This is a genomic window from Geodermatophilus sp. SYSU D00691 (assembly GCF_054050275.1).
In genome coordinates this window covers 176,742-189,761 of sequence record NZ_JBJGYZ010000006.1, presented here as the reverse complement: position 1 = coordinate 189,761, position 13,020 = coordinate 176,742, and the positions used below count along the sequence as shown (strand labels likewise).

At 77.1% G+C, this 13,020-nt stretch carries 12 protein-coding genes; 6 read left to right on the top strand and 6 right to left on the bottom strand.

What is annotated here, in order from left to right:
• Positions 1–27: 27 nt before the first annotated feature.
• Together ACI797_RS06755 and ACI797_RS06750 are read left to right on the top strand one after the other, a co-directional pair.
• On the top strand, positions 28–1,068 hold the full coding sequence (locus ACI797_RS06755; RefSeq protein WP_456857827.1) for an iron-containing redox enzyme family protein: 1,041 nt from the start codon (positions 28–30) through the stop codon (positions 1,066–1,068).
• A gap of 7 nt (positions 1,069–1,075) precedes the next feature.
• Positions 1,076–2,062, top strand: coding sequence for a glycosyltransferase (locus ACI797_RS06750; RefSeq protein WP_456857826.1), 987 nt, complete (start codon positions 1,076–1,078; stop codon positions 2,060–2,062).
• Here ACI797_RS06750 and ACI797_RS06745 read toward each other — a convergent pair.
• The 3 genes from ACI797_RS06745 to pheS are packed head-to-tail and all read right to left on the bottom strand — an operon-like array spanning position 2,035 to position 6,372.
• Positions 2,035–2,832: an SDR family NAD(P)-dependent oxidoreductase gene (locus tag ACI797_RS06745; protein WP_456857825.1), complete on the bottom strand. Its 798-nt coding sequence runs from the start codon at positions 2,830–2,832 to the stop codon at positions 2,035–2,037. The genes ACI797_RS06750 and ACI797_RS06745 overlap by 28 nt on opposite strands.
• Positions 2,825–5,305, bottom strand: coding sequence for a phenylalanine--tRNA ligase subunit beta (pheT, locus tag ACI797_RS06740; RefSeq protein ID WP_456857824.1), 2,481 nt, complete (start codon positions 5,303–5,305; stop codon positions 2,825–2,827). Before pheT ends, ACI797_RS06745 begins: the two co-directional genes overlap by 8 nt.
• A complete protein-coding gene (gene pheS, locus ACI797_RS06735) occupies positions 5,305–6,372 on the bottom strand; it encodes a phenylalanine--tRNA ligase subunit alpha (protein WP_456857823.1) in 1,068 nt (355 codons plus the stop codon). Before pheS ends, pheT begins: the two co-directional genes overlap by 1 nt.
• 126 nt (positions 6,373–6,498) lie before the next feature.
• On the opposite strand from pheS, the gene ACI797_RS06730 reads away from it, so the two are divergent.
• Entirely contained in the window at positions 6,499–8,718 is a 2,220-nt protein-coding gene (locus tag ACI797_RS06730) for an EAL domain-containing protein (RefSeq protein WP_456857822.1), read from the top strand.
• Between the two features lie 57 nt (positions 8,719–8,775).
• On the opposite strand, the gene ACI797_RS06725 is transcribed toward ACI797_RS06730, so the two are convergent.
• Entirely contained in the window at positions 8,776–9,066 is a 291-nt protein-coding gene (locus tag ACI797_RS06725; protein ID WP_456857821.1) for a DUF4873 domain-containing protein, read from the bottom strand.
• Positions 9,063–9,734 (bottom strand): TetR/AcrR family transcriptional regulator, encoded by a 672-nt coding sequence (locus ACI797_RS06720; protein WP_456857820.1) that lies wholly within the window; start codon positions 9,732–9,734, stop codon positions 9,063–9,065. Before ACI797_RS06720 ends, ACI797_RS06725 begins: the two co-directional genes overlap by 4 nt.
• A 64-nt stretch (positions 9,735–9,798) precedes the next feature.
• On the opposite strand from ACI797_RS06720, the gene ACI797_RS06715 reads away from it, so the two are divergent.
• From ACI797_RS06715 to ACI797_RS06705, 3 genes are all read left to right on the top strand, one after another.
• Positions 9,799–10,722, top strand: coding sequence for an AurF N-oxygenase family protein (locus ACI797_RS06715; RefSeq protein WP_456857819.1), 924 nt, complete (start codon positions 9,799–9,801; stop codon positions 10,720–10,722).
• A 73-nt stretch (positions 10,723–10,795) separates the two neighbouring features.
• Positions 10,796–11,575 (top strand): arsenate reductase/protein-tyrosine-phosphatase family protein, encoded by a 780-nt coding sequence (locus ACI797_RS06710; protein WP_456857817.1) that lies wholly within the window; start codon positions 10,796–10,798, stop codon positions 11,573–11,575.
• On the top strand, positions 11,572–11,964 hold the full coding sequence (locus ACI797_RS06705) for a VOC family protein (protein WP_456857816.1): 393 nt from the start codon (positions 11,572–11,574) through the stop codon (positions 11,962–11,964). Before ACI797_RS06710 ends, ACI797_RS06705 begins: the two co-directional genes overlap by 4 nt.
• Before the next feature lie 116 nt (positions 11,965–12,080).
• Here ACI797_RS06705 and ACI797_RS06700 read toward each other — a convergent pair whose 3' ends face one another.
• A complete protein-coding gene (locus ACI797_RS06700; RefSeq protein ID WP_456857814.1) occupies positions 12,081–12,875 on the bottom strand; it encodes a TrmH family RNA methyltransferase in 795 nt (264 codons plus the stop codon).
• Positions 12,876–13,020 lie beyond the last annotated feature (145 nt).

The window sequence follows — 13,020 nt, the reverse complement described above, 5'->3', positions numbered from 1 at the left end:
GTCGGGACCCCGGACCAGGGAGGACGCATGCCGGTGCCGACGCCGCGGGGAGCGGTCAGCGCCGCGCTGTGCCGCGGCCTGGCCGGTCGCCCGGGCACGCTGACCGGCCTGGAGCCCCTCGCGCGGCGGCTGGTGGCAGCGCTGCCCGAGGACGGCGTCCTGGCCGACGACGACCTCCAGCTCTGCCTGCACGTGCTCTACGAGCTGCACTACCGCGGCTACGAGGAGGTCGACGCCGACTGGGAGTGGTCGCCGGACCTGCTCGCCGCGCGGGCCGTGCTGGAGGCGGCGTTCGAGCGGGCGCTGCGCCGCGCGGTGCCCCTCCCGCCGCGCCCGGAGCCCGCCGCGCCGGCGGTGGCCGCGGCCCTGTTCACGATGACCGGCGCCGACGACGGCCCGTCGCTGTCGGCGTTCCTGGCCCGCCGGGCCACCGTCGAGCAGCTCCGGGAGTTCCTGGTGCACCGGTCGGTGTACGAGCTCAAGGAGGCCGACCCGCACACCTGGGCCCTCCCCCGGCTCTCCGGGCGGCCGAAGGCGGCGCTGGCCGAGCTGCAAGCCGACGAGTACGGCGGGGGCCGGCCCGAGCGGGTGCACGCCACCCTCTACGCCCGGACGATGCGCGAGCTGGCGCTCGACGACCGGACGGGCGCGTACGTCGACCGGGTGCCGGCGGTCACCCTGGCCACGGTGAACGCGATGTCGCTGTTCGGGCTGCACCGCCGGCTGCGCGGTGCCGTCGTGGGGCACCTCGCGGCCTTCGAGATGACCTCCACCGTGCCCAACCGGCGCTACGCCGACGGCCTGCGCCGGCTGGGGTTCGGCGCCGACGCCACCTGGTTCTTCGACGAGCACGTCGAGGCCGACGCCGTCCACGAGCAGCTCGCCGCGCACGACCTCGCCGGCGCCCTGGTGGAGGACGAGCCGGGGCTGCTGGACGACGTCCTGCTCGGTGCGGGCGCCGCCCTCGAGCTCGAGCGCCGGTTCGCCGACTCCGTCCTCCGTGCCTGGACCTCCGGCCGCAGCTCGCTGCGCACCCCCGCCGCCCTGCCCGTCGGCGCACCGGTCTGACCCGCCGGTGCTCGACGCCGAGTACGTCCTGCCGCTGCGCTGGACCGACGACGCCGACCTCGACGAGCTCACCGCCTACCTGGAGCAGCTCAGCCGGTGGGTGCCGGTGACCGTGGTCGACGGCTCCCCGCCGGAGCGCTTCGCCGGCCACGCCCGCGCCTGGGAGGGCCTGGTGCGGCACCTGCCGCCCGAGCCGTGGCCCGGCGCCAACGGCAAGGTGGCCGGCGTCGTCACCGGGGTCCGGGCGGCACGCGCCGAACGCGTGGTCATCGCCGACGACGACGTCCGCTACGACCGCCCGGCGCTGGAGCGGGTGCTCGCGCTGCTGGACGGCGCCGACGTCGTGCGCCCGCAGAACGTCTTCCGGCCGGCGCCCTGGCACGCGCGGTGGGACACCGGCCGCACCCTGCTCAACCGCTCGGTCGCCGCCGACCACCCGGGCACCTACGGCCTGCGGCGCTCGACGTTCGTGGCGATGGGCGGCTACCGCGGCGACGTGCTCTTCGAGAACCTCGAGATGGTGCGGACCGTCCGCGCGCACGGCGGCCGCGAGCGGCGGGCGAACGACCTGTTCGTGGTGCGCCGGCCACCGACCGCGGCGCAGTTCCGGTCGCAGCGGGTGCGGCAGGCCTACGACGACCTGGCCCAGCCGTGGCGGCTGGCGTGGGCGCTGGCGGTGTGGCCGTTCGTCGTGCGGTCGGTGTCCCGCCGCCGGTGGCGGCCGCTCGGCGCCGCCGGGCTGGCCGTCGTCGCGGTCGCCGAGGTCGGCCGGCGCCGCGCGGACGGCCGGCGCGTCTACCCGCCGAGCGCCCCGCTGTGGGCGCCGGTCTGGGTGCTCGAGCGGGGCCTCTGCTCCTGGCTGGCGGTGGGCGCGCGGGTGCTCCGCGGCGGGGTCCGGTACGGCGACGGCCGGCTGCGGACCGCCGCGACCTCGGTGCCGGCGCTGCGCCGACGGGCCGCGGCGGATCAGCCGAGCGGGTCGCCGTCCCCGTAGGGGCGCAGCCGGAGCTGCCGCTCGGCGTCGGCCGGGGCGTGCGCCCGCAGCGCGTCCAGGTCGTCGAACCCGACGTGCAGGAAGCGGCCGGACCAGGCGTCCAGCTCCCCGGCGGCGATCGCCGCGACGAACCCCACCACCCGCTCCGGGTCGGTCCAGTCGGTCTTGCCCTCGTGCAGGGACATGGAGGTCGACATCGCCGTCCGGACGACGCCGGGCGCGAGGTCGAAGGCGAGGACGCCGGTGCCCTCGAGCCCGGCGGCGAGCACCTCGGTGAGCCGCATCAGGCCGGTCTTGCCCACCGAGTAGGCGGAGTACAGCCGCCCGCCGCGGGTCGACATCCCGCTGGCCAGGGCCACCACGCGGCCGGCGCCGCGCTCGACCATGCCCGGGACGACGGCCCGCGCCGGCAGCAGCCCACCGCGGACGTGGCTCTCGACCACGGCCCACCACTCGTCGGGGTCGGCCTGCCAGACCGGCACCTCGGCGGGGTCCATCAGCCCGGCGTTGTTGACCAGCAGGTCGATCCGGCCGAACTCCTCGAGCACGCGCGCGACCGCGGCCTCGACCGCCGCGCGGTCGGTGACGTCGGCGGCGACGGCCAGGGTGCGGCCGCCGGTCGCCGCCGCCACCTCGTCCATCGCGGTGCGCAGCCGGTCGGCCCCGCGCGCCAGCCCGGCGACGGCCATGCCGCGCGCGGCCAGCCCCTCGGCGAGGTGCCGGCCGATCCCCGTCGACGCGCCCGTGATCAGCGCGACCTGCTCAGGCACGGAGCTCGGCGCCCGTCCGCTCGGCGGCGGCGGCCGCGGCGGCGTCGCGCACCGCGGTCGCCTCCTCGCTGGTGAGGGTGCGGTCGGGCGCGCGCAGCGTGAGCGCGTAGGCCAGGGACTTGCGCCCGGCCGGGACCGGTGCGCCGGTGTAGACGTCGAACAGCCGCAGCGACTCGAGCAGCTCGCCGGCCCCGGCCCGCAGCGCCGCCTCGACGTCGGCGGCCGGCACGTCGTCGGCCACCACCAGCGCGAGGTCGAGCAGCACCGGCGGGAAGACCGAGATCGACGGGCCCACCGCGACCCGCGCCGGCGGCAGCGCGTCGACGTCGAGCTCCATCACCGACGTCCGGGGCGGCAGGTCCAGCGCCGCGCACACCCGCGGGTGCAGCTCGCCGGCGTGCCCGACGACCCGGTCGCCGACCAGCAGCTCGGCGCAGCGGCCGGGGTGCCACGGGGCCCGCTCCCCCGCCCGCACGGTCAGCTCGGCGCCGGCCGCGGCCGCGACCCGGCGGGCGGCCTCGACGGCGTCGGCCCAGATCGCCGGGCGGCCCGGACCCCACCAGCCGCGGGGCTCGCGGTTGCCGGCCAGCGCCACGGCCACGTGCCACGGCTGGTCGGGCACCGCCCCGAGCAGGCCGGCCAGCGTCTCGTCGTCCGGACGGCGGTCGACCCCCGGCAGCGGCGCCGGCGTGCGCACCCCGCCGGGGAAGACCGCGCCGTGCTCGAACAGCGCCAGGTCGCGCTGCCCGCGGGCCAGGTTGCGGGCCAGCGTGGCGAGCAGGCCGGGCACCAGGGTGGTGCGCAGCGCCGGCTCCTCCTCCGACAGCGGGTTGCGCACGAGCACGACCGCGCGGCGCGGGTCGTCCCCGGGCAGGCCGAGCGCGTCGAGCACCGCCGTCCCGACGAACGGGTAGGACGGCGCCTCGACGTGACCCGCCTCGGCCAGCGCCCGGCCGATGGCGCGCCGCCGGCGCTGGGTCTCGGTCAGCCCGCGCCCCGGCGGCGCGGTCGGCAGCACCGAGGGCACCTCGTCGTACCCGGCCAGCCGGACGACCTCCTCGACCAGGTCGGCCGGGTCGGTCAGGTCGAGCCGCCACGACGGCGGGACGACGTCGAGCAGCACGCTGTCGGGGCTGCCGGTCATGTGGCAGCCGACGGCGTCGAGCAGCTCGACCACCTGCCGCGGGTCGTAGTCGACGCCGGCCACCCGCGAGGGCAGCTCGGGGTCGAGCCGGATCGGCGTGCGGGCGACGCGGGTGTCGACGTCGACCGGCGCGCCGACCACGCGGGCGCCGCCGTACTGGGCGAGCAGCTCGGCCGCGCGGGCGAGGGCCACCACGGTCATCTCGGGGTCGACGCCGCGTTCGAACCGCTTGGCCGCCTCGCTGGGCAGCCGGTGCCGGCGGGCGGTGCGGGCCACCCCGGTCGGCTCCCAGTGCGCCGCCTCCAGCAGCACGTCGGTGGTGCCGTCGCCGATCTCGGTCGAGCCGCCGCCCATGACCGCGGCCAGCCCGATCGGGCCGGAGTCGTCGGTGATGAGCAGGTCGTCCTCCGACAGCACGCGCTGCACGCCGTCGAGGGTGGTGAGCTTCTCGCCCTCGCGGGCGAGGCGCACGACGATCGGCCCGCGGACGGCGCCGCGGTCGAAGGCGTGCATCGGCTGGCCCAGCTCGAGCATCACGTAGTTGGTGACGTCGACGGCGAGCGAGATCGACCGCACGCCGGACTGCGCCAGCCGGCGGCGCATCCACCAGGGGCTGGGTGCCGCGGGGTCGAGACCCTCCAGCGCGATCATCGAGAAGCGGTCGCAGCGTGCGGGGTCGTCGACCCGCACCTCCCACGCCGGCTCCCCCGACCAGGCCGGCGGGGTGGCCGCGCCGGGGTCGCGCCAGTCGACGGCCAGGCCGGTGCCCATCTCGCGGGCCAGGCCGCGCATCGACAGGCAGTAGCCGCGGTCGGGGGTGATGGCCAGCTCGATGACGACGTCGTCCAGACCGACCACCGGGCCGGCGGGCGTGCCCGGCACCGGCACCGCGTCGTCGGAGCTGTCGCCGAGCACCAGGATCCCGGCGTGGTCCTCGCCGATGCCGAGCTCGCGGACCGAGCAGATCATCCCGTCGGAGATCCGGTCGTAGGTCTTCCGGGCGGCGATCTCGAAACCGCCGGGCAGCACGGCGCCCGGCAGCGCGACGACGACGGCGTCGCCGGTGACGAAGTTGCGCGCGCCGCAGACGATGCCCCGGGGCTCGGCCTCGCCGACGTCCACCCGGCAGAAGCGGATCGGCTTCTTGAAGCCGGTGAGCTCCTCGATCTCCAGCACCCGCCCGACCACGAGCGGGCCGGTGACCTGCTCGGGCCGGTGGATGTCCTCGACCTCGAGGCCCAGCCGGACGAAGGCGGTGTCGAGGTCCTCGACCGTCGTCCCCGCGGGGATGTCGACGTGCTCGGCCAGCCAGCCGATCGGGACCCGCATTACTGCTCCACTCCAAAGGCCTTCGTGAACCGGATGTCGCCCTCGACGATGTCGCGCATGTCGCCCACGCCCGAGCGGAACTGCAGGGCGCGCTCGATGCCCATGCCGAAGGCGAAGCCCGAGTACTCCTCCGGGTCGATGCCGCAGGCGACGAGCACCCGCGGGTTGACCATGCCGCAGCCGCCCCACTCGACCCAGCGCGGACCGTCGCGGTGCTCGGGGAACCAGACGTCGAACTCCGCCGACGGCTCGGTGAACGGGAAGTAGGACGGCCGCCAGCGGGTTACCGCATCGGCGCCGAACAGCGACCGGGCGAGGTGGTCGAGCGTGCCGCGCAGGTGCGCCATGGTCAGGCCGCGGTCGACCGCCAGGCCCTCGACCTGGTGGAAGACCGGGGTGTGCGTCGCGTCGAGCTCGTCGGTGCGGTAGACCCGCCCGGGCGCGACGACGTAGATCGGCGGCCGGCGCGCCAGCATGGTGCGCGCCTGCACCGGGCTGGTGTGCGTGCGCAGCACGAGCCCGGAGTCCTCCGGTGCGACGAAGAAGGTGTCCATCATCGTGCGCGCCGGGTGGTCGCGGCCGATGTTGAGCGCGTCGAAGTTCAGCCACTCGGCCTCGAGCTCGGGGCCGTCGGCGACCTCGTAGCCCATGCCGACGAAGACGTCGGCGATCCGCTCCATCGTGGTGGTGATCGGGTGCCGCGCGCCGCGGGGCGCCCGGTCCCAGGGCAGGGTGACGTCGACCCGCTCCTCGGCCAGCACCCGGGCGTCGCGCTCGGCCCCGAGCACCGCCAGCCGCTCCTCGTACGCCGTCGTGACGGCGACCCGGGCGGCGTTGACCCGCTTGCCGGCGTCGGCGCGGGCGGCGGGCGGCAGCGCGCCGAGCTCGCGGCGGGCCAGCAGCACCGGCGCCCGGTCACCGAGGTGCGCGGGCCGGACGGCGGCCAGCGCCTCCAGGTCCCCGGCGCCGGCGAACGCCTTCGCGGCGGCGTCGACCGCGGCGTCGAGGGCCTCGGGTGAGAGGGCGGCGACCTGCTTGGGGTCGTACGGATCGTTGGCGCCGGACACGGGAGGCCATTCTGCCCGCCGCCCTCCCCCACCCGCCGCCGGGTTTCCGGGGGGCGGCCCACCCGTTCGGGTCAGGCGCCGCCGGCCGCGCCGAACGACCGCCCCGGACCGGCCGATGACGAGGTCGTGGAGATCTCGCACCTCGACGCCGCCCTCACCGCCGGGGGCGTGCGCAGCGTCTTCCAGCCGATCGTCGAGCTCGACACCGGCCGGGTGGTCGCCTACGAGGCGCTGGCCCGCGGCCCGGAGGGTCCGCTGGAGCGGCCCGACGCGCTCTTCGCCGCCGCCCGCCAGGCCGGGCGGCTGGCCGAGCTCGACGCCGCCTGCCGCGCGGCCGCCTTCCGCGGCGCCGTCGACGCCGGCCTGCTCGCGCCGCTGTCGGTGTTCGTCAACGTCGAGCCCGAGGTGCTCGACAGCGCCCCGCTGTCGGAGCTGCTGGCCATCGCCGAGGCCGCGCCGGGGCAGCTGCGCGTCGTCCTGGAGATCACCGAGCGCGCGCTGGCCGCCCGCCCGGCGGAGCTGCTGCGCACCGTCGAGCGGGTCCGCAGCGCCGGCTGGGGCGTGGCCGTGGACGACGTCGGCGCCGAGTCGATGTCGCTGGCCTTCCTGCCGCTGCTGCGCCCGGACGTGGTCAAGCTCGACCTGCGGCTGGTGCAGGAGCGTCCCGGGCCGGCGGTCGCCGAGATCATGAACGCGGTCAACGCCTACGCCGAGCGCACCGGCGCCGTCGTCCTCGCCGAGGGCATCGAGACCGTGGCGCACCTCACCGCCGCCCGCGCGCTCGGCGCCACGCTCGGCCAGGGCTGGATCTTCGGCCGTCCCGGCCCCCGTCCGGTCGCCGGCCGGCCGGTCGCCGCGCTGGCGCTGCCCGGCTCGGCCGAGCCGGAGACCGCCGGCCGCTCCCCCTTCGCCTGCCTGCCGGGGTCGGTGCCGCTGCGGCGCTCGCCCAAGGCGCTGCTCATCGAGCTGTCCAAGCAGCTCGAGCGCGAGGCGATGCGGCTCGGCGAGACCTGCGTCGTCGCCGCCGCCTTCCAGGAGGCCCGCCACTTCACCCCGTCGACCACCCAGCGCTACCGCGACCTGGTGGAGCGCACCGCGTTCGTCTGCGCGCTCGGCGAGGACCTGCCGGTCGAGCCGCTGCCCGGGGTGCGCGGGGCGGCGCTGCGGCGCGACGACCCGGTGCGCGGCGAGTGGGACGTCGTCGTGCTGAGCCCGCACTTCTCCGCCGCGCTGCTCGCCCGCGACCTCGGCGACACCGGCCCCGACCTGGAGCGCACGTTCGAGTACGCGCTCACCTACGACCGCGACACCGTGGTGCGCGCCGCCTCGGCGCTGCTCTCGCGGGTGGTGCCGGCGGCGACCGCGGTGGCCGAGGCCGCCGTCCTCGCGCCCGCGCACCCCGCACCGGCCGCGGCGCCCGCGTCCGGCGTCCCAGACCGCGAGGCCCTGCTGCACCGGGCGCTGGCCGCGACCTCGGTCGGCGTGACCATCGTTGACCTGCGGCTGCCCGACCAGCCGCTGGTGTACGTCAACGGCGCGTTCGAGGAGCTGGCCGGCCTGCCGCGGGCGGAGGTCCTGGGCCGCAACTGCCGGTTCCTGCAGGGCCCCGACAGCGACCCGGCCGTGGTCGCCCGCCTGCGCGCGGCCGTCGAGCGCGGGGAGGAGTGCCGGGAGACGCTGCTCAACGTGCGCGGTCCCGACCGCACGCCGTGGTGGAACGAGATCCACCTGGCGCCGGTCACCGACGCCGACGGCACCGTCGTGCAGTACATCGGCATCCAGCACGACGTGACGGCGCGGATCGAGGCCGAGCGGGCGCTGCGGGTGGAGCGCGACCGCAGCCGCGGCTACCTGGCGCGCATGCAGGAACTGGCCGGCACCGACCCGCTCACCGGGCTGCCCGACCGGCGCCGGCTGGCCGAGCAGGTGGACACCGCGCTGTGGTCGGCCCGGGCCGGCGACGACGCCCTCGCCCTGCTCCTGGTGGACGTCGACGGCGTCCGCAGCGCCACCGCGATGTGGGGCCACGAGCGCGGCGACGAGCTGCTGTGCGCGGTGACCGAGCGGGTGCGCGCGGCGCTGCGCCGGCGCGACCTCGTCGCCCGGCTCGGCGGCTCGGAGCTGCTGATCGCGCTGCGCGACCTGGACCCGTGCTCCGCCGGCACCGAGGCGCGGCGGCTGGCCGGTGAGCTGGCCGCGGTCCTCGACCGCCCGGCGCTGCTGCACGGCACCGAGGTGCCGGTCGGCGCCCGGCTCGGGGTCGCCGTCTTCCCGCAGGACGGTGCCGACTTCGGCGAGCTGCTGCAGGCCGCGTCGCTGCGGAAGCACGAGCGCACCCCCGCCTGACCCCCTCCCGCTCCCGGCGCCGCAAGCGGCTCCGCTTTCGGCGCCGAAAGCGGTGTGTCAGGTGTCGAGCAGGTCGACGGGGAACGGCGGGCGGTCGATGCCGGCCACGCGGGTGTTGCCCCACGCGTCGCGCTCGGTCGCCTCGGCCCGGGCGCTGCCGTGCGGGGTGGTGAGCTCCAGCACCGTGCGCGGCGGGTACTGCGCCGCCACCCGGCCGGTCCACACCAGCGACCCGGCCAGCGGGTCGAAGCGGGCGGCGAGCGCGGCGTGCGCCGTCCGCGGCGGCTCGCCGTCGACCGCGACGGTGACCTCGCCCTCGTAGCCCTCCGGCTCCTCGCGCCCGCTCACGCGTCCCCCCTCGGCGGCAGCAGCGCGCCCAGCCCGCCGTGCGCCAGGTCGGTGAGCTGCTCGACCAGGTCGCCGGCCGGCACCGCGCGGGTGCCCGACCACCAGTGCGCGGTCAGCTGCACCATGCCGACGACGCCGTAGGCCCAGGTGAGCGCCGGCGCCGCGGAGCGCCCGGCGGCGGTCAGCCGCTCCCCCATGAGCGCGCCGAGCGCCTCGGCGATCTCCCGCTCGGTCGCGGCCACCAGGTCGCGGCGGCCGGTGCGCCCGGCGTGGGCGTAGGCGAAGCGGTAGAGCGCCGGCTCCTCCTCGATCAGCGCGACGAAGGCGGCGATCACGGCGTGCAGCCGCTCCCGGTCGTCGGTGCGGTCGACGGCGAGCTCGCCGAGCAGGCGCGGCAGCAGCACGGCGCTGGAGATCCGGTCGAGCACCGCGTCGATGAGCTCGTCCTTGTCGCTGAAGTACCGGTAGATGACGGTCTTCGACACGTGCGCCTCGCGGGCGACGTCGTCGACGGCGAAACCCGGCCCCGCCCGGCGCACCGCCTCGACCGCCGCGCCGACCAGCTCCTCCCGGCGGGCCCGCCGGTGCTCGGTCCAGCGGGCGCGCCGGCCGTCCGGCGCCGCCTCGGTCCGGCGCGGCACGCCGGCGGGGCTCGCGACCGTTTGCATGTGTTCCACGGTAACAGCTACCTTTCGTCACAGCTTCCGTCGTCGTCCCCCGAGGAGCGCGCCGATGACCGTCACCCTTACCCAGCCGGGCGCCGAGCGAGCCAAGAAGCCCGTCGACCGCGAGGACCTCTCCACCCGCCTGCTCGGCTCGGCGGCGAAGAAGTCCTACGACCCGGTCGTCGACATCGACTGGTCGGCGCCGATCCCCGACGGCCTCTACGGTCTGTCGCCGGAGTGGTCGACGCTGTACGCCACGCCGCTGTGGGAGCAGCTGACCGAGGAGCAGCGGGTCCGGCTGACCATCCACGAGTACTGCTCGATCTCCGGCGTCGGCATCTGGTTCGAGCACCTGCTCATGCAGCTCGTCCTGCGCGACGTCTACGGCGAGGACCCGGCCCAGCCCCACGTGCAGTGGGCGCTCACCGAGATCGCCGACGAGTGCCGCCACTCGGTGATGTTCGCCCGGACGGCGCAGACGTTCGGGGCGCCGTCCTACCAGCCGCCGCCGTCGATCCTGAAGCTCGGCAAGGCCTACGCCGCCAAGGCCGACGGGCCGGCCGCCTACGCCGCGATCCTGGTGGTCGAGGAGATCCTGGACATCTTCCAGCGCGACCTGATGAGGGACGAGCGGGTGCAGCCGCTGACCCGCGCGACCAGCCAGATCCACGTCGTCGAGGAGGCGCGGCACATGCGCTTCGCCCGCGACGAGATCGCGCGGCGCACCCCGCAGCTGTCGGCCCTCCAGCGCCGCAAGCACCGCACGCTGGTCGCGTCGGTGGCGCTGATCGCGGTGGAGAACCTGGTGCAGCCGGGCGTCTACGCCGCCGTCGGGCTGGACCCGAAGGAGGCGCGGGCGGCCGCCCGCGCCAACGTGCACCACCGGGCCAAGCTCCGCGACGCCGCGACCGGGCTGGTCGCCTTCCTGCGCGGGACCGGTCTCGTCGGCGGGCCGTCGGAGCGGCTGTGGAGGCGCGCCGGCCTGGTCTGAGCCGCGACTCCCGCCCTGCGGATTCCATCAAGCAGGCTTGATGCATCGCCGGGCCCGGAGGTAGCGTCCCGTCATGGCGCCCTCGGCGCACGCGCCCGCCCTGCCGACGTTCCTCCGGCTGGCCGCCCACCCGGTGCGCTGGCGGCTGCTGGCCGAGCTCGCCGTCGGCGACCACCGCGTGCGCGAGCTCGTGCACCGGGTCGAGCAGCCGCAGAACCTCGTCTCCTACCACCTGCGCCTGCTGCGCGAGGGCGGGCTGGTCACCGCCCGGCGCAGCAGCGCCGACGGCCGCGACAGCTACTACCACCTGGACCTGGACCGCTGCGCGACGGCGCTGGCCGAGAGCGGGGCCGCGCTGCACCCGGCGTTGCGCGGACCCGGCGGGGCGCCGTCCCCACCGGTGGAGCGGCCGCGGTCCCGGCGCGCGGCCGTGCTGTTCGTGTGCACCGGCAACAGCACGCGCTCGCCGATCGCCGAGGCGCTGCTGCACCACCGCACCGCCGGCGCGGTGACGGTGGCCAGCGCCGGCACCCGCCCGCGACCCGCACTGCACCCCGACACCGTCCGGGTGCTGCACGAGCGCTTCGGCATCGACGCCGCCGGCCGCCGGCCCCGGCACCTCGACGCCCTCGCCGGCCGCACGTTCGACCGGGTGATCACCCTGTGCGACCGGGCCCGCGAGGCCTGCCCCGAGCTCCCCGGGAACCCGCGGCACGTGCACTGGAGCATCCCCGACCCGGCCGCGGCCGACGACGGCTACCCGGCCTTCGAGCGGGCGGCCGCCGACATCGACACCCGCATCGGGCACCTGCTGCCCGTGCTCGCCACCGATCGACAGGAGGACCAGCCGTGACCGCCACCGACGCGTACGCCAGCGTCCGCTACCTCGTCACCGACGTTCAGGCCGCGGTCGACTTCTACACGACCCACCTCGGCTTCACGCTGCACAGCAGCGCCGCGCCCGCCTTCGCCGACGTGCGCCGCGGCCCCCTGCGGCTGCTGCTCTCCGGGCCCGCCAGCTCCGGGGCGCGGGCCACCCCCGACGACGCCGCCGGGCCGGGCGGCAACCGCGTCCACCTGGTCGTCGGCGACCTCGACGGCGAGATCGCCCGGCTGCGCGACGCGGACCTGCCCTTCCGCAGCGACGTCGTCTCCGGCCCCGGCGGACGGCAGGTCCTGCTCGCCGACCCCGACGGCAACCTGGTCGAGCTGTTCCAGCCGGCGGCACGCGCCGCCGGCTGAGCGGCCACCTCGTCGCACCCGGGCACGGCGGACCCCGCGCCGACGACGAGGACGGCGCCCCCGAGCGTCGGGCATCCGGCGGTCGCCCCGCCGTGGCGCACCGCGCCCCGGTGCCGCTAGGGCGAGCGCTGCGCCGCCTGGGTCGTGTAGAGGCAGATGGCCGCCGCCGCGGCCAGGTTGAGGCTCTCGGCCCGTCCGCGCATCGGGATGCGCACCCGCGCGTCGGCGGCCGCGGCCAGCCCGGGCGGCACCCCGCGCGCCTCGTTGCCGAAGAGCCACAGCACGGGGCCGGCTAGCTCCTCGGCCAGCTCGTCGAGCGCGGCCTCTCCCCCGCCGTCGGCGGCCAGCACGGTGACCCCGGCGGCCTGCAGGTCGGCGAGCAGCGGCTCCAGCGGCACCGAGCGGACGACGTCGACGTGGAACAGGCTGCCCGCGCTGGCCCGGACTACCTTGCCGCCGTAGGGGTCGGCGGAGCCGGCGCCGAAGACGACCGCGCCGGCGCCGCACGCGTCAGCCGTGCGCAGCACGGTGCCGGCGTTGCCGGGGTCGTTGAGCTCGGCCAGCGCGACTCCCAGGCGGGGCGGCGCGGCGGCCAGCGCGGCGGGCGGCACGTCGCGCAGGTCGCAGACGGCGAGCAGGCCCTGCGGGGTGACGGTCTCCGAGAGGCTCGCGGCGGCCTTGTCGGTGACCAGGCGGACCGGCACCGGGCTGCCGGCCAGCAGGTCGGCGGCGGCCTCCGCGGCCGTGGGGGTGGCGTACACCTCGCGCACCGACGAGGGGTCGGCGAGCGCCTCGCGGACGGCCTGCCGTCCCTCGGCCAGGAACGCCCCGGCCGCGTCGCGCCCCGCCCGCCGGGTGAGCTTGCGGGCGGCGACCACGCGGGCCGAGCGCTCGGTCAGCAGCTCGGCCACGGGGTCCCACTCCGGCGAGATCGGCGGTCTCGCACGCTCCGGGCCCCGAAAGCGTGCGAGACCGCCGATCTCGCCGCGGAACCCCGGACGGACGACGACGCCGCCGGTCCCGGCCCCGCGGGGCCGGACACCGACGGCGTCGTCC